This window comes from Candidatus Aminicenantes bacterium (genome assembly GCA_026393855.1).
Lineage (GTDB): Bacteria > Acidobacteriota > Aminicenantia > Aminicenantales > UBA4085 > UBA4085.
Window position 1 is genome coordinate 99216 of sequence record JAPKZJ010000112.1, and the last position, 20105, is coordinate 119320.

A 20105-nucleotide genomic window follows, 5' to 3' on the forward strand; every position below is an offset into this window, starting at 1 on the left:
TTCAAGCCCCCTTCGGCCAGAGGAGGGCGGCCAGGCGGGCCTCCTGGTCCTCGTGGCCCCGGAAGTGCTCGAACCCGAGCAGGTGGAGAAAGCCGTGCACCGTCAGGAACTCGATCTCGTGCCGCAGGCTGTGGCCCAGGTCGCGGGCCTGCCGCTCGGCCCGGGGCACCGAGATCATGATGTCGCCCATATAGAAATCGCCTTCCGGCGACGGCGCCATCACCGGGAAGCTCAGGACGTCGGTCGGCTTGTCCTGGCCGCGGTAGGCCCGGTTCAGCGTGCGAATCGCGGTGTCGCCGACAAAGACGAGCGACAGCCCGGGCTTGCGGACGCCGTAGAAGCGGGTCAGGCGCCGCAGCAGGCGGAGCAGGCCGGCCCGGTCAATCCTTTGGCGCGTCTGGCGGTTGAGGATCTCGATCATGTCCGTTCGTCCATCCGCCGTTCCCGTTGCGCGGGCCCGGCTCGGTCTTTTTTTTCTTTTTCGGCTCGAAATCGAAGCCCGGGTACTCGACCCGCGGCTGGTAGACGGTCTTCAGGGTGGCCAGGAAGGAGGCCGCCACGGCCCGCAGCTCGCGCAGGGAGAAGCCGCAGTCGTCGAGCTGGCCGTCCTGCAGGTAGTTGTCGAAGATGTCCCGGACGACCCGCTTGAGGCTGTCCTCTTTTTGCGACTTGAGGCTGCGCGAAGCGGCCTCGACGGAGTCCGCCAGCATGACCAGCCCGGCTTCTTTGGTCTGGGGCGACGGGCCGGGGTATCGGTACGTCTCCTCGCCGATCTTGTGCATGTCGGGATCGTACTTTTCCTTGGCCTTGAGGTAGAAGTACCGCACCAGCGAGGTTCCGTGGTGCTGCTCGACGATCTCCCGGATCTCGGCCGGGAGGCGCTCCTTGCGGGCCAGCTCGGCGCCTTCCTTGACATGATTGACGATGACCAGCGCGCTCATGCTGGGCGTCAGGTCCTTGTGGGCGTCGAACTTTTTATCCTTGTTCTCGACGAAGTACTCGGGCATCTTGATCTTGCCGATGTCGTGATAAAGGGCTCCGGCTTTAACCAACAGGGCATCGACGCCGATCTCCTCGGCCGCCTTCTCGGCCAGCTGGGCGACGACCAGCGAGTGATGGTATGAGCCGGGCGCTTGGAGCGCCAGTTGGCGGAAGAGGGGCGATTCCGAGTTGGTCAGCTCCAGAAGCTTCGACTGGGTTAAAAAACGGAAGATATTCTCGTAGATCGGCAGGAGGACGAAGGCCAAACCGGCGCCCAGGATGCCGCCGATGAGGGCCATGAAGACGTTGGCGGCCAATGTCTCCAGGCCGCCCGGCCGCCCTTCGAGCAGGAAGATGATGAGTCCCAACAGCATGTTGACCGGGCCGACGACGAAAAGACCGGCTTTGAGGGCCGAGGTGCGTTTGGCCTTGCGGTAGTATTTGATGCCATAGATCGCGGCGATGCCGCCCACCAGACCGTAGACCGCGAGAAGGAGATTGGCCCCCAGCAGATAGCCGGCCAGCAGGGCGTTGAGGACGGCGAACATCAGGGCCACGGCGTTGGTCGTCAGGAAGGCGAACAACAGGACGCCGAACTGGAAGGGGATGGCGAAGGCGGCGCTCTCGGCGCTTTGGAATAGGAAGAACCGAGCGTTGAGGCTGGCCGCTCCGGCCAGCGAAGCCCCCAGCCGATCCAGCACCAGGGACAGGCTCAAAGTCAGGCCGGCCATCAGAAAGTACTTCCAGGCCAAGCGGAAGGGATGGAGCGAAAGGAGGTAGAACCATAAGGCCGTCAGCAAAAGGCTGAATAGGCAGAAGGCGCCGATCGCGGCCGGCAAGGTGCGGGCCGGCCGCAGAACGCGGTTGATCGCATCGATCCGCTTGACGGTGTCGGCCGTGGCTTCCTCGCCTTTGCGGAGGATCGTCCGGCCCTTGGCGACCGTGAAGTAGACCGGTTCGACTCGAGCTCGGGCGTTCGTCTTGCGGGCTTCGGTCTCGACCTTGTTGAAGGTGATGTTGGGGGCCAGGAACCCGTAAGCCAGGCTGATCAGCAGGCCTTTCTTCCGGGGTGTCAGCTCCAAGGCGTTGACGTCAAGGACGATCAGCGATTTGGCCTCCCGGACGTCCAGGACATCCTGGACCCGGACGGTCTTCTCGCCGTCCCGGCCGCGCAGGACGGCCAGGCCCCGCTCGGGCTCGCGCTCGTTGAACAGGCTTTTGGAGAGGAGGATGCCGCGGGCCGAATATTTTTCCAGGATGTTGACCAGGGCGGTTTCGATGTCGCTCCCGAATCCGGCTTTGTTCAGAGCCTCGAGGTCGGCCGTGCCGAGCTCGATCCCGAACCGGTCGTAGACCATCTTCTGGAGCCCGGCGAAATCGCTCCGGCCGGCCGGCGCCGTCTCCCGGCCCAGGGTGAAGAGGCGGCGGACTTTGTCCTCGGCGTCCAGGAAGACGTTGGGATCAAAGCCGTAGACCGGCAGGATGCCGGCCTCGGCGGCCCCTCGGCGCTGGTTGGTCGTCTCGTTGTCCTCCACCTGGATATCGGCGGGCGAGACGATGTCAGCCGGAGCGGCCTGGCCCTCCCGCAGACCCGGCAGGGGGCGGATGGGGGAGGTCGAGGTCAATGCGGCCAACCCCGACCCGAAGACCAGGATCAGAAAAACCGGGTTTTCGTAAAAGCGGCGTCGGCGGCCGGCCTGGTCCTCGCGCGAGCCGGGGCGCTTGGCGGGAGCGGGTCCGGCCTTAAACAGGCGGACATTCTTAAACGAGATGAGCGGCATGGCCGGGGCTTATTCTTGCGCCCGCGTCTCGGCCTTTTCGTAGGCCTTGATGATCTTCTGAACCAGGGGGTGCCGGACCACGTCTTTGTCCGTGAACTTGCAGAAGGCGATTTCCTTGATCGGGGCCAAAACCTTCATGGCGTGAATGACGCCGGATTTGTTCGGTTGGGGGAGGTCGATCTGGGTGACGTCGGCCGTGATGACGACCTTGGAGTCGTAGCCGGCTCGGGTCAGCAGCATCTTCATCTGTTCGCGGGTCGTATTCTGGGCCTCGTCCAGGATGATGAAGGCCGAGCTAAGGGTTCGGCCGCGCATGTAGGCCAGCGGGGCGATTTCCAAGATGTTCTTCTCGATCAGGCGTTGGGCCTGGTCGGCCTGGACGAGGTCGAAGAGGGCGTCGTACAGAGGCCTGAGATAGGGGTTGACCTTCTGCAGCATGTCGCCGGGCAGGAAGCCCAGCCGCTCGCCGGCTTCGACCGCCGGCCGGGTCAGGACGATCCGGGACACCTGCTTGTTTTGGTAAAACGACAGGGCCATGGCCATCGCCAGGTAGGTCTTGCCGGTGCCGGCGGGCCCGATCCCGAAAACGACGTCGTGGCGGCGGATGGCCTCGATATATTCCTTCTGATTGAGGCTTTTGGGGGCGACGGACTTGCGCGAGAGGGTCAGGGGCTCGGCCGGAAAGTAATGCTCCAGCGGCTTGGTCCGATCCTCCTCGATCAAGTCGAGGACGATATGGAAGTCGCTCTCCTTGAGATCGTAGCCCTTCTCCTCGAGATCGCGGAGCTTTTCGAAATAGGCCTTGGCGTTCTCCAACTTGACCAGGTCGCCGTCCAGGTAGAGGCTGTCGCCGCGCAGGCTGAGGCTAAGGCCCAGCCGGTCCTCGATCTTCTTCAAATTGCGGTCGAGAACGCCCAGAAAGGCGGGTTTCTTGACAAACGGGTAGGTGATGATTTCCATATCGGGCGGGTCAGGAGCCTTTGCTCATGGGGAACAGATAATAAACACCTTTCAGGCCGGTTTGTCAATATGAGGCGCTGAGCGCTGAGCGCCGATTGAAAAACTCCGGCCGATAGTGTATATATGGCTTTAATTTTGCGGGCTTTGGACCCGTCCGAGGAGATGGTCATGGGCAAGGAATTCACGACGGTGTCGATCCCTACGACCCTGATCGAGGAAATCGAGTGCGCCATCAAGGGGACGGAGATCAAGACCGTATCGAGTTATATCGTCGGCGCCATCCGTGAGGCTTTATCCAAAGGGCCCGGCAACAGCGACCCTTTCAGCCAGGAGGACGAGGAAAAGGTCAAAGAGCGCCTGAAAGCGCTCGGATATATCGATTGAACCCCGACCGGCGATCGGACCGAGCCGCGGGGAGGAAGCACCCATGAGACGCAAATTGATGGTCATTGGGCTCGACTGCGCTCCGCCCGAGATCGTTCTCGACCGCCGGGACGAGCTCCCGATTCTCAGCCGGATGATCGCGGGCGGCCATCACGGCAGGATGCGAAGCTCCGACCCCCCGATCACCATCCCGGCCTGGATGGTCATGGCCACGGGGAAAGACCCCGGGCGGCTGGGCCTCTACGGCTTCCGGCATCGCAACGGGTACACTTACGACAAGATGTGGATCGCCACTTCGCAATCGGTCAAAGAGCCGGCGGTCTGGGATATCTTGGGCGCTCAGGGAGGGCCAAGCGTCCTGGTCAGCGTCCCGCCGAGCTACCCGCCCCGGAAAATCGCCGGGAACTTGATCGGGTGCTTCATCACGCCGGGCGCCGACAAGGAATATACCTATCCGGCCGGCCTCAAAGCCGAGATCGAGGACCGCTTCGGCCCCTATCCGTTCGACGTCGTCTTCCGGACCGAGGACCGGGACAAGATCCTGCAGGCCATCTATGACATGACGGCCAAGCGATTCGAGGTTATGACCTGGCTGGCCAAGACCAAGCCCTGGGACCTTTTCTGGTTCGTCGAGATCGGGGTCGACCGCATCCAGCACGCCTTCTGGAAGTTCCACGACGCGACTCACCATCTCTATGAGCCCGGCCACAAGTACGAGCGGGCGATCATGGACTATTATAAGTTTCTGGACGAGAAGATCGGCGGCCTGCTCGAAGCCGTCCCCGACGACACCGTGCTTCTGGCCGTCTCCGATCACGGCGCCAAACGGATGAAGGGCGCGTTCTGCGTCAACGAATGGCTGATCGAGCAGGGCGACCTCGTCCTCAAAGAGCCGCCCAAGCGGGGGGCCAACATCGAGAAGACCCCGATCGACTGGAGCCGGACCCGGGCCTGGGGCTGGGGCGGCTATTACGCCCGCATCTTCCTCAACGTCGAAGGGCGGGAACCGCAGGGCACGATCAAGCCCGAGGACTACGAGGCCGAGCGCGAAGCCCTGGCCGAGCGGCTGCGGGCGATCCGCGGGCCGCAGGGGGAGGCCTGGGCGACCCGGGTCATCAAGCCCAACGAGTTCTACCCGGAGCTGCGCGGCGACTACCCCGACTTGATGGTTTATTTCGACGACCTCTATTGGCGTTCGGCCGGAACCCTGGGCTGGGGCGCCGTGTACCTGGCGGAGAACGACACCGGGCCGGACGACGCCGTCCACGCCCAGGAAGGCATGTATATCTTGTACGATCCCGCCGATCGGACTTCGGTCCGGCGGGACGTCGATATCCTGGATCTGGCGCCCACCATCCTGACCCGGATGGGGCTTGCCGTTCCGGCCGACATGCGAGGCCGGCCCGTCCTTTGACCAGGGCCGACGAAGGAGTTGCATCAATCATGTGCGATGATCACGATCACAAAGGCGTCACGGTCTGGTTTACCGGCCTGCCCTGCTCGGGCAAGTCGGCCATTGCGGACCGGGCGGCCGAGATTCTCAAGGACCGAGGCTACAAAGTCGAGCGGCTGGACGGCGACATCGTCCGCCAGGATCTGACCCGCGACCTGGGCTTTTCCAAGGCCGACCGCGACGAGAACATCAGGCGGGTGACTTTCGTATCCAAGCTCCTGACCCGCAATGGAGTCGTCGTCCTGACCTCGTTCATCTCCCCCTACGCCGAGATGCGCGACAACGCCCGCCGGCAGATCGGCGAGTTCCTCGAGGTTTTCGTCAAGTGCCCGCTCGACGTTTGCATCGAACGCGACGTCAAGGGCATGTACAAGAAAGCCATAGCCGGCCAGATCAAGGAGTTTACGGGAATCTCGGACCCCTACGAGGAACCCGCCAAGCCCGAGCTCGTCATCGAGACCGATAAGGAAAACCTGGCCCAAAGCACGGACCGGCTGCTGCAGGCCTTGAAAGACCGCGGCTATCTGGATTAAAATCCGCCCTTCGAGGAGGGGGGACGATATGACAGCCTATCTCATTACCGGCGGGGCCGGGTTTATCGGTTCCCATCTGGCCGAAGGGCTCGTTAAGCGCGGCCATCGGGTCCGCGTTCTGGACAACTTCCTGACCGGCAAGCGCGAAAACCTGGCTCATCTGGGCGATGCCGTCGAGATCCTCGAAGGCGACATCCGCGACCTGGAGACGTGCCGCCGGGCCGTGGCCGGGATGGAAGTCGTCTTCCACGAGGCGGCCCTTCCGTCCGTGCCGCGATCGGTCGAAGATCCCTTCACGACCAACGAAATCAACATCCGGGGCACGCTCAACATGCTCTGGGCGGCGGCCAAGGGCGGCGTCCGGCGGCTGGTCTTTGCCTCCTCGTCGTCCGTCTACGGCGACGATCCCGGATTGCCCAAAGTCGAAGGGAACGAGGGCCGGCCCCTCTCGCCGTATGCCGTCAGCAAATGGGTCGGGGAGAAGTACCTCCAGACCTTCGCCGTGACCTATGGCCTGTCCACGGTCAGCCTGCGCTACTTCAACGTCTTCGGGCCCCGGCAGGACCCGTTCTCGCAGTACGCGGCGGCCATCCCGTTGTTCATCACCCGGATTCTGGCGGGGCAATCGCCGGTTATCTATGGCGACGGCGAGCAGTCGCGCGATTTTACTTTCATCGAGAACATCATCGAGGCCAACATCCGCGCCGCGGAAGCCCCCGGACTCGCCGGCGAAGCCCTCAACGTGGCCTGCGCCGAGCGGATCACGGTCAACGCCCTGACGGCCCGGATCGGCGAGATTCTCGGCCGGCCGGCGCGGCCGGTATATGAGCCGCCCCGGCCCGGCGACATCAAGCATTCGTTTGCCGACATCAGCCGGGCGGTCGCCCGGATAAATTTCCATCCCCTCGTTCTTTTCGATGAAGGACTGCGGCGGACGGTCCAGTGGTACAAGGAGAGAGCCAAGCCATGAGCCAGCAAAGTCGGGCCTTCGAGGCCAGCATACTCGACCGCAAGGCGGTGATCGGTGTCGTCGGCCTGGGATATGTCGGCCTGCCCCTGGTCAAAGCCTTCGTCAACAAGGGCTTTCGGGTCTTGGGCTTCGACATCGACAACCGCAAGGTGACGATGCTGAACAAGGGCCGCAGCTACATCAAGCACATCTCGACGGACGAGCTGAAGGGCTACCTGAAGGACAAGAAGCTCGAAGCGACGACCGATTTCACCCGGCTCCCCGAGGCCGATGCAGTCATCATCTGCGTCCCGACGCCGCTGGACGCCCACCGCAACCCGGACCTGTCGTTCGTCCTGGATACGACCCGGATGATCGCCAAGTACCTGCGCAAGGGCCAGTTGGTTGTCCTGGAAAGCACAACCTATCCGGGCACCACGGACGAAGATATGCTGCCGATCCTGGAGGCGGGCGGACTCAAGGCGGGTAAAGATTTTTTCCTGGCCTTTTCGCCCGAGCGCGAGAATCCCGGCGACCCCGTTTACTCGGCCTCGAATACGCCGAAGGTTGTAGGCGGGTATACGAAAGACTGCATGGACGTCGCCAACGTGCTCTACGGCCAAGTGGTGGTCAAGACCGTCCCGGTCAGCTCGACGCGGGCCGCCGAGGCGACCAAGCTGCTGGAGAACATCTTCCGCTGCGTCAACATCGCCTTGGTCAACGAGCTGAAGATGATCTTCGACCGGATGGATATCGACGTCTGGGAAGTCATCAAGGCGGCTTCGAGCAAGCCGTTCGGGTTTATGCCGTTCTATCCAGGCCCGGGGCTGGGCGGGCACTGTATCCCGATCGACCCGTTCTACCTGACCTGGAAGGCGCGCGAGGTGGACTACTCGACCAAGTTCATCGAGCTGGCGGGCGAGATCAACACGGCCATGCCGTATTACGTGATCAACAAGATGATCGAAGCGCTGTCGGAGCGGGGCAAGTCGATCAAGGGAGCCAAGGTGCTGGTGTTGGGGATCGCGTACAAGCGGGACATCGACGACCAGCGCGAGTCGCCTTCGCTCAAGATCATCGACTTGCTGATGAAGCGCGGCATCAAGGTGGAGTACAACGATCCTTACGTGCCGGAGAGCCGCGGCCATCGCGAGTACCCGGGGATGGACCTGGCCTCGGTGCCGTTGACCGAAAAGCGCCTGCGGGCGGCGGACGCAGTCATCATCTCGACCGACCACTCCTGCTACGACTACGACTGGATCGTCCGCAACGCCAAGCTGGTCATCGACAGCCGCAACGCCGTCAAGAAGCCGCGGAAGAACGTCGTCAAGGCGTAGCTCGGGGTTGGGGGTTCGCTCTGGCGGAAATTTTTACGCCGTGGCGTCTCGTTTTTATCGGCGGCTCGGAACTCGCGTCCCGCATCGATTCAACGGTTTTGTACGGTCCGCTCAGACATCCTCGCCGTCCGTCCTCTTTCCGGGACGGATTCCCTCTAAAAACGAGAACACGCAGCGAAATTTCCGCATCGGCGCTCACCCCCAAACCCCTCGCTAAAGTTTAAAAGAGAAAGCATCGGTTGGCTCTATTTAAAGCTTTCTAATTAACTCTCCCAACGCTTTGCGCTGTTTGGGACGCGGGGCGTCGGCGGCGTAGCCCAAAGGGGTGAAGGCCACGGGCTCGAGGCCAGGCTCGAGCTTCAACACCTCGCGGGCCGCGTCCGGATCGAAGGCTGCCACCCAGCAAGTCCCAAGTCCCTCGTTGGCCGCCGCCAGGATCAGGTGATCCATGGCGATCGTGACGTCGACGTCGTTGTAGTTTCTGCCGTCGCGGCGGACCCAGTTCTCGGCCGGCACGCCGCAGCCGGCGATGAGCAGGGGAGCCTGGACGAACCAGGGCCGGGGATAGATCCGGGCCAGCTCCAGCTGTCGGCCGGCTGTTGGGATGACCAGGATGCGAAAAGGCTGCCGGTTGGCCGCAGTCGGCGCCAGGCGGGCGGCCTCGAGGATGCGAGCCAGCTTGTCTTCCCCGACCGGGTCGGTTTTGTATGCCCTGACGCTGTATCGGGCCTGGATGAGTTCTTTAAATTCCATGTTCGATTCTCCTGAGTGGCTATTACAAAGACGCCTTTTCTCGTTATGGCGAAATTCGGCTGAAATACTAGATATGTTGAATGTTGAGACCTGACCCCTTCAGCAAATGCGGGGGAGAAGCTCCGAGGTCAGAGGCTCGAGAAGGCGCAATCCGCCCGACGTCGTCCGGAGCAGCAGCTCGCCGGCCCGGCCCTCGCTCCCGCCGATCCGGCCGATGATGCGGGCTTTTCTCCCCAACGGATGGGCGGCGATCTTGCGCAGGATCGCCTCCGCCCTCGCCTTGGGCGCCACAACCACGGCCCGGCCTTCGCAAGCCAGATAAAGAGGATCGATGCCCAGAATCTCGGTTGCGCCGCGGACCGGCTTGGAGAGGGGGACCTCCGTCTCTTCGATCAGGACGGGATAGGGGAGGCTCTCGGCCAGTTCGGAGAGCACTGTCGCCAGACCGCCCCGGGTGATGTCGCGCATCCAGAGGGCCCCGAACTTCCAAACCGGGAGGAGGAAGTTCAGAGGCGCGCAATCGCTCCGCGTCGAGCTCTCGAACCCGTATTCCCCCCTGGCCGATAATATCGCCAGGCTATGCTCGCCCAGCGTTCCGGTGACAATGACCGCATCGCCGGGCTTGATCTTGCGCGGCGCAGGCTCGGCCACGATCCGCCCGAGGCCGGACGTGTTGATGTAGATCTTGTCGCCCTGTCCGCGCCGCACGACTTTTGTGTCGCCCGTTACGACCTTCACCCCCGCCGCAGCCGAAGCCCGGCGGATGGAGCGCAGGATTCGGTCGAGCAGGGTCCATTCCAGCCCTTCCTCCAGGATGAGGCCGAGCGAGAGATAGAGAGGGCGCGCCCCCGAGACGACCAGGTCGTTGACGGTCCCGTTGACGGCCAGCGTGCCGATGTCTCCGCCGGGGAAGACGGGAGGATCGACGACGTAGCTGTCGGTCGTGAAGGCGAATCCTTCCGGCAGGCGGCCGGCATCGAGCAGCGGCGCCAGCAGCGGATTGCGGAAGGCGGGAAGAATCCGGCCCGAGATGAAGTCGCGCATCGCCTTGCCGCCGTTTCCGAGGTCGAGTCCGATCCTGTCGGTGGTCATTATTTCCGTCCATATTTATAGAATGCCAGGCAGGCGCCTTCGAACGAAACCATGCAGGGGCCGTGGGGCAGGTCGGGCCGGCAGGCCCGGCCGAAAAGGGGGCATCCGGGGGGCTCGATGATCCCCTTCAGGACGTCGCCGCAGCGGCATCCGGGCAGGTCGGCCGCCGGACCGCCCAAAGCCAGGCCGAACCGGTGTTCAGCGTCCTGGGCGGCGTACTCGCTCCGGAGCCGAAGGCCGCTCTTCGGGATCAGGCCGAGCCCGCGCCAGACGGCGTCTTTCTCCGTCAGGATCTCGGCCATGACGGCCCGCGCCAGCGGATTTCCGTCGGGACCGACGACGCGGGCATAAGCGTTACCCACCCGGGGCTTGCCTTCGGCCATCTGTTCCAGGATGGAAAGGACGCCCAGGAGGATGTCGGCCGGCTCGAATCCGGCGATGGCGCCCGGCAAGCCGAATTCCTCGGCCACGAAATCGTAGGCCCGGGGGCCGATCACGGCCGAGACATGGCCGGGGTAGAGAAAGCCCGAGATCCGGGCGTCTTTGGCTTGCAGGATGGCCCGCAGCGGGGGAGGGATGATCCAGAGGGCCGTCAGAACGGTGTAGTTGGCGATTTTCTCCCGGGCCGCCCGGCGCGCCGTCAAGGCGATGGCCGGAATGGTCGTCTCGAACCCGGCCCCGAAAAACACGACCTCTTTGTCGGGGTGGCGGCGGGCCAGATCAAGGGATTCCCGCGGCGAATAGACCACTCGGACCGACGACCCCTGGGCCGGCGCGGCGCTCTGCAGCGAGCCGCGCCTGGTCGGCACCCGGGTCATGTCGCCGAAGGCGGCTAGGATCAAGTCCTCCCGCTCCGACACCAGGCTCAACGCGGCCTCGTGGACGTCGTTGGGCGTGATGCAGACCGGGCAGCCCGGCCCCGCCACCAGCTCGATTCCGGCCTCGCCAAGCCGGCTCTTGAGGCCGCTGCGATGAACGGCCATGGTGTGAGTGCCGCAGACTTCCATCAGGCGGCAAGGCCCCGGGATCGTTTCACGAATCGAGGTTGCGCGGCGCAGCAGGGCCTCGATCGTGGTTCGATCCTGGTAAGGGTCGGCTTTGGGCATGTCAGGAGAGGAACGAGGCGTCTTTGGCGGCAATCTCGCGCAGCAGCTCGAGCGTTTTTTGGGCTTCCTCGTCGTCCAGGCGGGAAATGGCAAACCCGGCGTGGAGGATGACCCAGTCGCCGATCCGGGGATCGTCGATGAGGGCGAAATCGGCCGCCACCCGGGTTCCCAGGTGATCGACGCGTCCGGTTTTGAAGGCGGAATCGAGCTCGATGATTTTCGACGGAATGCCCAGGCACATGGCGGACCTCTCGCCGATAGAGTAGCAGAAGTGGCCGCTATAGTCTACCAAATCTGTCGGAAATGCGGTTGACCCGGGAGGGGGGGACGACCTATAATGGCGTCCATGCTCGACGCTTGGAAGGGCTTTCTCGAACCCGGGAGCGAGGCCGAGGCTCTGGCCGCAAAGCTCGATCCCGGCCGCCTGCCGGCCCATGTCGCCGTCATCATGGACGGCAACGGCCGCTGGGCCAAAGAGAAAGGCCGGCCCCGCGTGGACGGGCATCGGGCGGCGATCAAGTCGGTCAAGGAGATCGTGGAGACGGCGGCCCGCACGGGCATCCGGGTGCTCTCCCTATATGCTTTCTCCCAGGAGAATTGGAAGAGGCCCCGGCGCGAGGTTGCGACCCTGTTTCGGGTCCTGGAACAGTACCTCATCAAGGAAGACAAGATTCTGATCGACAACGATTTGCGCCTGAAAGTGCTGGGCCGGAGGGAAGGCTTGCCCGCCAGCCTGGTCCGCCAGCTCGACCGGGTCGAGGCCGTGACCGCTTCGAACCGTCGGATGACGGTCGGCCTGGCCCTCAATTACGGCGCCCGGACCGAGATCGTGGACGCGGTCAGGGACATCCTGCGCGACGGCCGCCTCAAGCCCGAGGATGTCGACGAGGCCGAATTCGCCCGCCATCTCTACACCGCCGGCCTGCCCGACCCCGATCTTCTGATCCGGACGAGCGGCGAGCTGCGGATCTCCAACTTCCTGCTCTGGCAGATCGCTTATGCGGAGATTTGGGTCACACCGGTCTTCTGGCCGGATTTCCGCAAGGTCCACTTCTTTCAGGCTTTGCTCGATTACCAATCCCGCAACCGCCGCTTCGGCGACGTCCGATCCGCCCGATGAGCGACCGCCAGCGGACTCCCACGGCCCTTTTCCTGCTGGCCATTCTGCTGTCCGTCGTCCAATGGGCCCCGGCTTGGGGCTTCTTCGCCGCCGTTCAATTCTTTATCCTGGCCGCCCTGTGGGAATTCTACAACCTGGCCCGCCGCCGCCGGCTCCGCCCCCAACGGCTGATCGGCCTGGCCACGGCCCTCATGATCAGCGCCTCGTTCCTGTTCCCGCGATTTCCCCTGGCCCTGGCTCTGTTCCTCGGGCTTCTCGCGGCCGGGGCCTATTTTCTGGCCTCCGTCGACAGCGTCGAGAAGCTGGCCGTCTTCCCTTCGGGCATCGCCCTGACCTTTTTCGGCGCCGTCTATGTCGCCTTGCCCATGAACTACCTCTACTGGATCCGGGTCGGGGAAGGGAAGGACGGGATTTATTTCCTCTTTCTGGTCATCTTTCTGGGCGACACGGGCGCCTACCTGATCGGTAAAACCCTGGGCCGGCATAAAATGGCACCGCTGGCCAGCCCCAAAAAAACATGGGAGGGGGCCGTCGGAGGCCTCGTCTTCGCCCTGGCCGGCTCCGTAGCCGTCCGGTTTCTCCTGCTGCCGTATATCGGGCTTCTGGCCGCGGCGTCCTGCGGAGTCGTCGTCCATGCCGTGGCCCAGATGAGCGATCCCTTGGAGTCTCTGTTCAAGCGGGCTGCCGGGGTCAAGGATTCCTCCAACCTCCTGCCCGGCCACGGCGGCTTTCTCGACCGGGTGGACAGCTTCCTGCTCGCGGCTCCGTTTTTCTATTATTTCGTCCGACTCTTCTGGAAATAACGATCGATGCGGGCTATCGCCGTCCTCGGCTCGACCGGATCCATCGGCCTTTCCACCCTCGACGTCGTCCGCCGCCGGCCGAAATCATTCCGGATCGCGGCCCTGGCGGCCGGGACGAACTTGGCGCTTCTGGCGGCCCAGATTGAGGAGTTCCGGCCCGGCTTCGTGTCCCTAGCCCGGCCCGAAGACGCGGGGCGCTTGCGGGCGCTTCTTGGCCGCCGGAGGGTCGAGATCGGCGTCGGCCCGGAAGGCGCGGAAGAGGCCGCATCCCGGCCCGAGGCCGGCCTGGTCGTTTCGGCCATCACCGGAATCGCCGGGTTGCGCCCGACCCTGGCGGCAATCCGGGCCGGCAAGACCGTGGCTTTGGCCAACAAGGAATCCATGGTCGTGGCCGGCGCGTTCCTGCGCCGCGCGGCGTCCCGGGCCGGGGCGACGATCCTGCCGGTCGACTCCGAGCACAGCGGCATCTTCCAGTGTCTGTCCGGGCAGGATCCTCGGCTGGTCAGGCGGGTCATTCTGACGGCTTCCGGCGGCCCCTTCCTGCACACGCCCCTGGCCCGGATCGAGAGCCGGACGGTCCGGCAGGCCTTGCGGCATCCCCGCTGGCGGATGGGCCGCAAAGTGACGATCGACTCGGCGACCCTGATGAACAAGGGGCTGGAGCTCATCGAGGCCCGTTGGCTTTTCGACATTGAGCCGGCCAGGCTCGACGTCCTCATCCATCCCCAAAGTGTCGTCCATGCCTTGGTCGAGATGCGCGACGGCTCGGTTCTGGCCCAGCTCGGGCCGACCGACATGCGCATTCCCATCCAATATGCCATGACCTACCCCGACCGCCTGCCTTCCGCACCCGCGCCGCTCGACCTGGCCGCGATCGGCCGTCTGGAATTCCGGTCGGTGGAGGAAGATCGTTTTCCCCTCTTCCGCGTCGCCCGGGCCGCCCTGGCCTCGGGCGGGACCGCACCCGCCGCCCTGAACGCGGCCAATGAAGCGGCCGTAGAGGCGTTCCTGGCCGGCCGGATCGGGTTCTCCGGCATCGCCGCAGTCGTGAGCGAGGTTATGGACCATCATCGCCGGACCGACCCGGCCGACCTGGCCGCCGTCTTCGCCGCGGACCGAGAGGCCCGGACCTCGGCCGCGCACCTCATCGCCAAAAGGATTCGCCATGGTTAATCTTCTAGGGACCATTCTGGCCTTCGTCATCGTCTTCGGCGTGCTCGTCTTCGTTCACGAATTCGGCCATTTCTTCATGGGCAAGCTGATGGGCGTCCGGATCGAAGTCTTCTCCTTCGGGTACGGCAAGCGCCTCTTCGGCTTCAAGAAGGGGGCGACCGACTACCGGATCAGCCTCCTGCCCCTCGGCGGCTATGTCCGGTTCCTGGGGGAGGGAGTTTTCGATCCCGGCCGCAAGCTGGAACCGGACGATTTCGGGGCCAAGCCCCGTTGGCGCCGATTCCTGATCATCGCCATGGGCCCGATCATGAACATCCTTCTGGCCGTGGCCATCGTGGCCGGCATCAATATGGTCGGCGTCTCGGTCCCGGTCTACCAGGACCAGGCCCCCGACATCGGCTGGATCGACGCCGGATCGCCGGCCGAGAAGGCCGGGCTGCGCGAGAACGACCTCATCCTGGCCATCGACGGCCGGCCGGTCAAGACCTGGACCGACGTCGAGATGGCGGTCGGTTCGCGGCCGGAGCGGGAGCTCAAGCTGGGCATCCGGCGCGACGGTCAGAGCATCCCGGTTTCGCTGACGACCGAAAGCCGGACCAAGTACGACATGGGCTATGCCGGCTTCTACGGCAAGGTCCTGACCGAAGTTCGGATGGTCACGCCGGACTCGCCGGCCGAGAAGGGCGGGCTCAAGGCCGGCGACGTCATCCTGGCCATCGAAGGCCGGCCGGTCTACTTTTACAAGTTCATCGAGACGCTGGAGAAGAGCCCCGGCGTGCCTCTGGCCTTCACCGTCCGCCGGGCCGGGTCCGAGACGAACCTGACCGTGACGCCCCGTCGCGAGGGCAAGGTCGGCAAGATCGGCGTCTTGCAGGCGGCCGAATCGGGGCTGAAGAAGTTCGGTTTTTTCACCGCCGTCGGCGAGAGCTACAAGGAGAACCGACGGCTCGTATTCCTGGTCGTGGATTTCCTGAAGAACGTGGTCACCGGCCGCACTTCGGCCCGCCAGATCGGGGGGCCGCTGGAGATCGCCAACTTCTCCTACGCTGCCCTCAAGATGGGCTTCCTGGCCCTGATGAGCTGGATCGCCCTGATCAGCCTCCAGCTCGGCATCCTCAACCTGTTCCCGATCCCGGTCCTGGACGGCGGCCAGCTTTTCGTCCTGATCATCGAGAGCATCTTCCGGCGCGACCTGGGCCCCAAGGCTCGCCAGATCTGGATGCAGATCGGGTTCGTCATCTTCGTCGTCCTGATCGGCTTCGTCCTGATGAACGACATTGTCAAGCGCCTGCCCAACGGCTGGGCCAGCCTCTGGCCGTTTTAGCCGGATTTTTTTTGATTTTGCCGGATTCCGGGAAGACCAGACGGTTTGGCGTGTCGGCCAACGGCGAAATAGCGAGGCCGGCGACTTTTTCCATAGCTCTCTGAGGGAAGCCAGCGGCCGCCGAGGGCTGTTTGAGCACGCGGCCATCTAACGGAACCGAAATGGAGTGGGCGGTCTCCAAGACCGTCCGATCTAGAATGCGCAGTTCCGCCCTCGCGGGGACTGTCGAAGCGACGTCCCTACGAGGACTGCGAAGCGCTGGAGGCGCCGAAGAGAGCTGTGGGAAAAGGCGAGAAGAGGCCGAAGCCGCCGGGCCGACACCCCAAACCGCCCTTCCCGGAATGTGCCGGTTCCGCACGATTGCTTCTTTCTGATATAATCGAGCGGGCTGCGAAATCGTCCGGCTGGCCGTCCCCGACGCCGAGGCGGCCGAGGCCTTGGGCCGGATCAAGGCCGGGACGAGCCTGCCGCTCATCGCCGATATTCACTTCGACCACCGCCTGGCTCTGCTATGCCTGGCCAAAGGGGTGGACGGTCTGCGGATCAATCCTGGCAACATCGGCGGCCGCAAAAAGGTCGAGGAAGTCGTCCGGGCGGCCCGGGAACGGGCCGTTCCGATCCGGATCGGGGTCAATTCCGGCTCCCTCGAGAAGGACCTTCTGGCCCGCCATGGCGGCGCCACCGCCGCGGCCATGGTCGAGAGCGCCCTCCGGCATATCCGCATCCTGGAGGACCTCGACTTTCGACTGATCAAGGTTTCGCTCAAAGCATCGGACGTGCCGCGCACGCTGGAGGCTTATCGCCGGCTGGCCAAGGCCTGCCGGTACCCCTTTCACGCCGGGATCACCGAGGCCGGCGGGGCCCTGGACGGGGCCGTGAAATCTTCCGTCGGGCTCGGCCTGTTGCTGGCGGAAGGCCTGGCCGACACGATCCGGGTCAGCCTGACTGCTCCGCCGGAGCTCGAGGTTCGGGTCGCTTATCGGATCCTGGCCAGCCTGGGCTTGCGGCGGCGCGGGGTCACGATCGTTTCGTGTCCCACCTGCGGCCGTTCGGAGAGCCCGCTGGCCGGGATTGCGACCCGCATCGAGAAGGCCCTGGCCGGTTGCGATCGTCCCATTACGGTCGCGGTCATGGGCTGCATGGTCAATGGGCCGGGAGAAGCCCGGGAGGCCGATTTCGGCGTCGCCTGCGGCCGGGGGACGGGCGTCCTCTTCAAGGCGGGGAAGGTTCTGGCCAAGGTGTCGGAAGCGGAGATCGTCCCGGCCCTGCTCCGCGCCGTCTTGGGCGGCAAGCCTTAAATCCTTTTTTTTGTTTGAACCTCTCCCGAAAGGAATTCCCATGAAAGCCAAAAAAATAGCGCCCCTGAGGACGATGAAAGCGTTTGGGCCGGCCGGCAAAATGGTTCGTCTGCGAGCGATTCTCGAGGACCTGGGATCGGCTATGGTGGCGTTCTCCGGGGGAGTGGACAGCACGCTCCTGCTTAAGGTTGCGGCCGATGTCCTGGGAAATCGGGTCGCCGCCGTCACGGCGTCCTCACCCACCTATCCGGGGCGCGAGATCCGGGCTGCCCGGGCTTTAGCCCGCAAGCTGGGCGTTCGGCACGAAGTCATCGCCACTTCGGAGATGGATAATCCGGACTTTACGGCCAATCCGCCGCTGCGCTGCTATCATTGCAAGAAAGAGCTGATGGAGAAGGTGTCGGCGATGGCTTCGGAGCGAGGGATGGCTTTCGTCGTCGATGGTCAGAATGCCGACGACGTCTCCGATTTTCGGCCGGGAGCAAGGGCCGCGGCCGAGCTGGGCGTACGCTCGCCGCTCCGCGAAGCGGGACTGACCAAGGCGGATATCCGGAGCCTGTCCAAGAAGCTCGGCCTTCCGACTTGGGACCGGCCGTCGCTGGCCTGCCTGGCTTCGCGCTTTCCCTACGACACTCCGATCACTCCGGAAGCTCTGGGCCGGGTCGAAAAGGCGGAGGACGTGCTGCGCCGGTTGGGATTCGGCCAGCTTCGGGTTAGACACCACGACTCGATCGCTCGGATCGAGGTCCCGGCGGCCGATTTCGCGCGTTTGATCTCTCCCGGTATACGTGGGCGCATCGAAAAAGACCTCAAGAAGCTGGGATATTTGTACGTGACGATGGACTTGGGGGGATACCGGACGGGGAGCATGAACGAAGCTCTGGACGGCAAAACGAAGAAGGCCCTGGGAGGGGCGGCGACCAGCCTGAAGCGGGCCCTTTAAAAAGGTTCATCTCCCGTCTCCGGGAAACGCGGCCAGGGGTATCGTCCCGGCGGCTTCGGGCTCTTCTCGCCTTTTCCCACAGCTCTCTTCGGCGCCTCGGAACTCCGCATTCGAGATCATCCGATCCTCGAGACCACCCACTCCGTTTCGATTCCGTTAGGTAGTCGCGTGCTCAAACAGCCCTCGGCGCCTGGCAAGAGCCAGGTTCCCTCTGAGAGTTGTGGAAAAAGGCGCCGCCCTTGCGATTTCGCCGTTGGCCGACACCCCTGTCCACGTTCATTTCCCGGAGATAGGAGATGATCCTTTAAAAAGACGCTTCCCGAGTCATTCCCGGACAGATAGCTCTTTCTGGGGGACGGAGTCCAAGGGCTGAGGCAAAAGGGGAGGGAGAGAGGGTATTAAGGGGAGTAAGAGAGGCGAGTCTCTGATCAGATCATAAAGATCGCCGCCCTACCGCCCGCCCCGAAGGGAGGACGGTAGGACGACGTCGTCGAGCCGAAAGGGCAGAGAGGGGTTATCCCTTCTCGGTCTTCTTGTCCGTGATGATGGCGATATTCTCGATCCCGGCCGCGCGAATCTTCACGTAGAGGTCGATCAGCACGCCGTATTCCAGGTCCCCGTCCGCCTTGAGATAGAGCTTTTTCTCGGCGACGGTTAGAAAGGCTTCTTCCAGCATGCTCTGCAGAGCCTCCTGGTTGGTGACCTTGTCCTGGTTCAAGTAGATTGTGCCGTCCTTCTTGAGGTAGACGACCACATCGGGGTTTTCCGGCATATTCGCGGTATTCATGGCCGCGGGCAGCCGGACGTCAACGCCCTTCTGGACGAGGGGCGTGACGACCATGAAGATGATCAGCAGGACGAGTAGAACATCGCACAGGGGAACGACGTTAGGCTCGGCATGCGGGCGTTCCTTCCCCTTGCTGATGGAGATACTCATGGCATTGCCTCCGGACGCAAGCTCCCCCGGGGGGCTTACTTGGCCTGCTTGCGGACGAAGAAGTCGATGACCTGAGAAGCCGTGTTGGACATCTCGGCGTCATAGACTTCGATCTTGGTGTTCAGCAGGTTGTAGCACCACAGGGCGATGACGGCAACGCCGATACCGAAGGCGGTCGTGACGAGGGCTTCGGCGATACCGCCGGCTACGGCTCCGATGCCGCCCGAGCCGGTCACGGCCATGCCGCGGAACGCGTTGATGATGCCCGAGATGGTGCCGAACAAGCCGATGAAGGGGGCCGAGGTGGCGATCGTGGCCAGCAGGCTGAGGCCGCGCTTCAGCTCCTGGTTGAAGATCGAGGAGGCGCGGTCGCAACCGCGGGCCGCCGTCTCGATCTGCTCTTCGAAGCCGATGCCGGATTCCTTACCGCTCAGGAACTCGGTAATGCCGGCGGCGGTTACGCGGGCCAGGTGGCTGACCTTGTATTCCTTCTTCGAAGCCAGCGCCAGGGCTTCCTTGACTTGGCCGGCCTTGAGCATTTCGGCCAGCTTGGGGGCGACTTCCCGGGACTTGCTGTGGGCTTTGCGGAAGAAGAGCTGCCGTTCGATAAAGAAATAAAGGGAGACGATGGACAAAGCGATTAGTAATAGGGACACTGTTTTGGCCACGGCGCCCATGGCCTGCCACATTTCAACGAGACCGAATTGCATTGACGTACCTCCTAAGATGTATCGAAAGCTCTACGCTTTACGTGCTTACTTCAGGGTGAATCGGACGGTGACGGTGAAGATGACGCCGCGGGGCCGGCCGTTGATGATCATCGGCTCGTAGACCCACTGGCGCACCGCATCGATGGCCGCCTGGTCCAGCAGGGGGATGGAACGAAGCATCTTGATGTTCTGGACCCGGCCGTAAATGTCGGTCTGGGCTTCCAGGATGACGATCCCTTCGACCCGGGCCTGACGGGCGATCTCCGGATAGAGAGGCGGAACTTCCTTGACCAGCTTGGGGGCCCGGATCTCGCCGATGGCCCGAACCGGGGCTTCGACTTCTCCGACGACGCCGCCCAAGACGCCTCCGACGACGCCGCCCAGGACGCCGCCGATGACGCCGCCCTCGACACCGCCCTCAACGCCGCCCTCGATTCCGACGTCGGAGATTTGCTCTTCGGCGATCTG

The 20105-nt window shown here is 63.7% G+C and carries 20 protein-coding genes and 1 pseudogene; 11 read left to right on the forward strand and 10 right to left on the reverse strand.

Annotated elements, in window-relative coordinates:
* Position 1: 1 nt before the first annotated feature.
* The 3 genes from ybeY to NTZ26_14080 are packed head-to-tail and all read right to left on the reverse strand — an operon-like array spanning position 2 to position 3722.
* Positions 2–421 carry an rRNA maturation RNase YbeY gene (ybeY, locus tag NTZ26_14070; protein ID MCX6561627.1) on the reverse strand — a complete coding sequence of 140 codons (420 nt, stop codon included), beginning with the start codon at positions 419–421 and terminating at the stop codon, positions 2–4.
* Positions 381–2762 (reverse strand): HDIG domain-containing protein, encoded by a 2382-nt coding sequence (locus NTZ26_14075; GenBank protein MCX6561628.1) that lies wholly within the window; start codon positions 2760–2762, stop codon positions 381–383. The genes ybeY and NTZ26_14075 overlap by 41 nt, the downstream gene beginning before the upstream one ends.
* 9 nt (positions 2763–2771) lie before the next feature.
* Positions 2772–3722, reverse strand: a complete 951-nt coding sequence (locus NTZ26_14080) for a PhoH family protein (GenBank protein ID MCX6561629.1) — start codon at positions 3720–3722, stop codon at positions 2772–2774.
* 123 nt (positions 3723–3845) lie between these two features.
* On the opposite strand from NTZ26_14080, the gene NTZ26_14085 reads away from it, so the two are divergent.
* The 5 genes from NTZ26_14085 to NTZ26_14105 are packed head-to-tail and all read left to right on the forward strand — an operon-like array spanning position 3846 to position 8378.
* Positions 3846–4106 carry a CopG family transcriptional regulator gene (locus NTZ26_14085; GenBank protein ID MCX6561630.1) on the forward strand — a complete coding sequence of 87 codons (261 nt, stop codon included), beginning with the start codon at positions 3846–3848 and terminating at the stop codon, positions 4104–4106.
* A 43-nt stretch (positions 4107–4149) separates the two neighbouring features.
* Positions 4150–5520 (forward strand): alkaline phosphatase family protein, encoded by a 1371-nt coding sequence (locus NTZ26_14090; GenBank protein ID MCX6561631.1) that lies wholly within the window; start codon positions 4150–4152, stop codon positions 5518–5520.
* Positions 5521–5549: 29 nt separating this feature from the next.
* Positions 5550–6092, forward strand: a complete 543-nt coding sequence (gene cysC / locus NTZ26_14095; GenBank protein ID MCX6561632.1) for an adenylyl-sulfate kinase — start codon at positions 5550–5552, stop codon at positions 6090–6092.
* Positions 6093–6120: 28 nt separating this feature from the next.
* Positions 6121–7062, forward strand: coding sequence for an SDR family oxidoreductase (locus NTZ26_14100; GenBank protein MCX6561633.1), 942 nt, complete (start codon positions 6121–6123; stop codon positions 7060–7062).
* A complete protein-coding gene (locus NTZ26_14105) occupies positions 7059–8378 on the forward strand; it encodes a nucleotide sugar dehydrogenase (GenBank protein MCX6561634.1) in 1320 nt (439 codons plus the stop codon). The genes NTZ26_14100 and NTZ26_14105 overlap by 4 nt, the downstream gene beginning before the upstream one ends.
* 249 nt (positions 8379–8627) lie before the next feature.
* On the opposite strand, the gene NTZ26_14110 is transcribed toward NTZ26_14105, so the two are convergent.
* The 4 genes from NTZ26_14110 to NTZ26_14125 all read right to left on the reverse strand — a co-directional run bounded on the left by NTZ26_14110 (position 8628) and on the right by NTZ26_14125 (position 11570).
* Entirely contained in the window at positions 8628–9131 is a 504-nt protein-coding gene (locus tag NTZ26_14110) for a nitroreductase family protein (GenBank protein ID MCX6561635.1), read from the reverse strand.
* 99 nt (positions 9132–9230) lie between these two features.
* Positions 9231–10223 carry a hydrogenase expression/formation protein HypE gene (hypE, locus tag NTZ26_14115; protein ID MCX6561636.1) on the reverse strand — a complete coding sequence of 331 codons (993 nt, stop codon included), beginning with the start codon at positions 10221–10223 and terminating at the stop codon, positions 9231–9233.
* A complete protein-coding gene (gene hypD / locus NTZ26_14120) occupies positions 10223–11329 on the reverse strand; it encodes a hydrogenase formation protein HypD (GenBank protein MCX6561637.1) in 1107 nt (368 codons plus the stop codon). The genes hypE and hypD overlap by 1 nt, the downstream gene beginning before the upstream one ends.
* 1 nt (position 11330) lies before the next feature.
* Complete coding sequence (locus tag NTZ26_14125) at positions 11331–11570, reverse strand: HypC/HybG/HupF family hydrogenase formation chaperone (GenBank protein MCX6561638.1); 240 nt, start codon at positions 11568–11570, stop codon at positions 11331–11333.
* A gap of 105 nt (positions 11571–11675) precedes the next feature.
* On the opposite strand from NTZ26_14125, the gene NTZ26_14130 reads away from it, so the two are divergent.
* From NTZ26_14130 to larE, 6 genes and pseudogenes are all read left to right on the forward strand, one after another.
* On the forward strand, positions 11676–12449 hold the full coding sequence (locus NTZ26_14130) for an isoprenyl transferase (protein ID MCX6561639.1): 774 nt from the start codon (positions 11676–11678) through the stop codon (positions 12447–12449).
* Positions 12446–13252 carry a phosphatidate cytidylyltransferase gene (locus NTZ26_14135; GenBank protein ID MCX6561640.1) on the forward strand — a complete coding sequence of 269 codons (807 nt, stop codon included), beginning with the start codon at positions 12446–12448 and terminating at the stop codon, positions 13250–13252. The genes NTZ26_14130 and NTZ26_14135 overlap by 4 nt, the downstream gene beginning before the upstream one ends.
* A 6-nt stretch (positions 13253–13258) precedes the next feature.
* Positions 13259–14425 carry a 1-deoxy-D-xylulose-5-phosphate reductoisomerase gene (locus NTZ26_14140; GenBank protein MCX6561641.1) on the forward strand — a complete coding sequence of 389 codons (1167 nt, stop codon included), beginning with the start codon at positions 13259–13261 and terminating at the stop codon, positions 14423–14425.
* Entirely contained in the window at positions 14418–15749 is a 1332-nt protein-coding gene (rseP, locus tag NTZ26_14145; protein ID MCX6561642.1) for an RIP metalloprotease RseP, read from the forward strand. Before NTZ26_14140 ends, rseP begins: the two co-directional genes overlap by 8 nt.
* Positions 15750–16132: 383 nt before the next feature.
* A pseudogene (gene ispG / locus NTZ26_14150) lies at positions 16133–17047 on the forward strand (flavodoxin-dependent (E)-4-hydroxy-3-methylbut-2-enyl-diphosphate synthase).
* Between the two features lie 40 nt (positions 17048–17087).
* Positions 17088–17990, forward strand: coding sequence for an ATP-dependent sacrificial sulfur transferase LarE (larE, locus tag NTZ26_14155; GenBank protein MCX6561643.1), 903 nt, complete (start codon positions 17088–17090; stop codon positions 17988–17990).
* Between the two features lie 514 nt (positions 17991–18504).
* Here larE and NTZ26_14160 read toward each other — a convergent pair.
* The 3 genes from NTZ26_14160 to NTZ26_14170 all read right to left on the reverse strand — a co-directional run.
* Positions 18505–18927: a biopolymer transporter ExbD gene (locus NTZ26_14160; GenBank protein MCX6561644.1), complete on the reverse strand. Its 423-nt coding sequence runs from the start codon at positions 18925–18927 to the stop codon at positions 18505–18507.
* 35 nt (positions 18928–18962) lie between these two features.
* A complete protein-coding gene (locus tag NTZ26_14165) occupies positions 18963–19637 on the reverse strand; it encodes a MotA/TolQ/ExbB proton channel family protein (GenBank protein MCX6561645.1) in 675 nt (224 codons plus the stop codon).
* A 45-nt stretch (positions 19638–19682) separates the two neighbouring features.
* Positions 19683–20105, reverse strand: a 423-nt coding sequence (locus NTZ26_14170) for an energy transducer TonB (GenBank protein ID MCX6561646.1), incomplete at its 5' end; no start/stop codon positions are given.

Excerpts from the sequence above, each read along its gene's own strand:
- rseP (MCX6561642.1), top strand. The coding sequence starts at position 14,418 with ATGGTTAATCTTCTAGGGACCATTCTGGCCTTCGTCATCGTCTTCGGC.
- NTZ26_14090 (MCX6561631.1), top strand. The coding sequence starts at position 4,150 with ATGAGACGCAAATTGATGGTCATTGGGCTCGACTGCGCTCCGCCCGAG.
- NTZ26_14085 (MCX6561630.1), top strand. The coding sequence starts at position 3,846 with ATGGCTTTAATTTTGCGGGCTTTGGACCCGTCCGAGGAGATGGTCATG.
- NTZ26_14130 (MCX6561639.1), top strand. The coding sequence starts at position 11,676 with ATGCTCGACGCTTGGAAGGGCTTTCTCGAACCCGGGAGCGAGGCCGAG.
- NTZ26_14100 (MCX6561633.1), top strand. The coding sequence starts at position 6,121 with ATGACAGCCTATCTCATTACCGGCGGGGCCGGGTTTATCGGTTCCCAT.
- NTZ26_14140 (MCX6561641.1), top strand. The coding sequence starts at position 13,259 with ATGCGGGCTATCGCCGTCCTCGGCTCGACCGGATCCATCGGCCTTTCC.
- cysC (MCX6561632.1), top strand. The coding sequence starts at position 5,550 with ATGTGCGATGATCACGATCACAAAGGCGTCACGGTCTGGTTTACCGGC.
- NTZ26_14165 (MCX6561645.1), bottom strand. The coding sequence starts at position 19,637 with ATGCAATTCGGTCTCGTTGAAATGTGGCAGGCCATGGGCGCCGTGGCC.
- NTZ26_14135 (MCX6561640.1), top strand. The coding sequence starts at position 12,446 with ATGAGCGACCGCCAGCGGACTCCCACGGCCCTTTTCCTGCTGGCCATT.
- hypE (MCX6561636.1), bottom strand. The coding sequence starts at position 10,223 with ATGACCACCGACAGGATCGGACTCGACCTCGGAAACGGCGGCAAGGCG.
- NTZ26_14125 (MCX6561638.1), bottom strand. The coding sequence starts at position 11,570 with ATGTGCCTGGGCATTCCGTCGAAAATCATCGAGCTCGATTCCGCCTTC.
- NTZ26_14080 (MCX6561629.1), bottom strand. The coding sequence starts at position 3,722 with ATGGAAATCATCACCTACCCGTTTGTCAAGAAACCCGCCTTTCTGGGC.
- larE (MCX6561643.1), top strand. The coding sequence starts at position 17,088 with ATGAAAGCCAAAAAAATAGCGCCCCTGAGGACGATGAAAGCGTTTGGG.
- NTZ26_14075 (MCX6561628.1), bottom strand. The coding sequence starts at position 2,762 with ATGCCGCTCATCTCGTTTAAGAATGTCCGCCTGTTTAAGGCCGGACCC.
- NTZ26_14160 (MCX6561644.1), bottom strand. The coding sequence starts at position 18,927 with ATGAGTATCTCCATCAGCAAGGGGAAGGAACGCCCGCATGCCGAGCCT.
- NTZ26_14105 (MCX6561634.1), top strand. The coding sequence starts at position 7,059 with ATGAGCCAGCAAAGTCGGGCCTTCGAGGCCAGCATACTCGACCGCAAG.
- hypD (MCX6561637.1), bottom strand. The coding sequence starts at position 11,329 with ATGCCCAAAGCCGACCCTTACCAGGATCGAACCACGATCGAGGCCCTG.
- NTZ26_14110 (MCX6561635.1), bottom strand. The coding sequence starts at position 9,131 with ATGGAATTTAAAGAACTCATCCAGGCCCGATACAGCGTCAGGGCATAC.
- ybeY (MCX6561627.1), bottom strand. The coding sequence starts at position 421 with ATGATCGAGATCCTCAACCGCCAGACGCGCCAAAGGATTGACCGGGCC.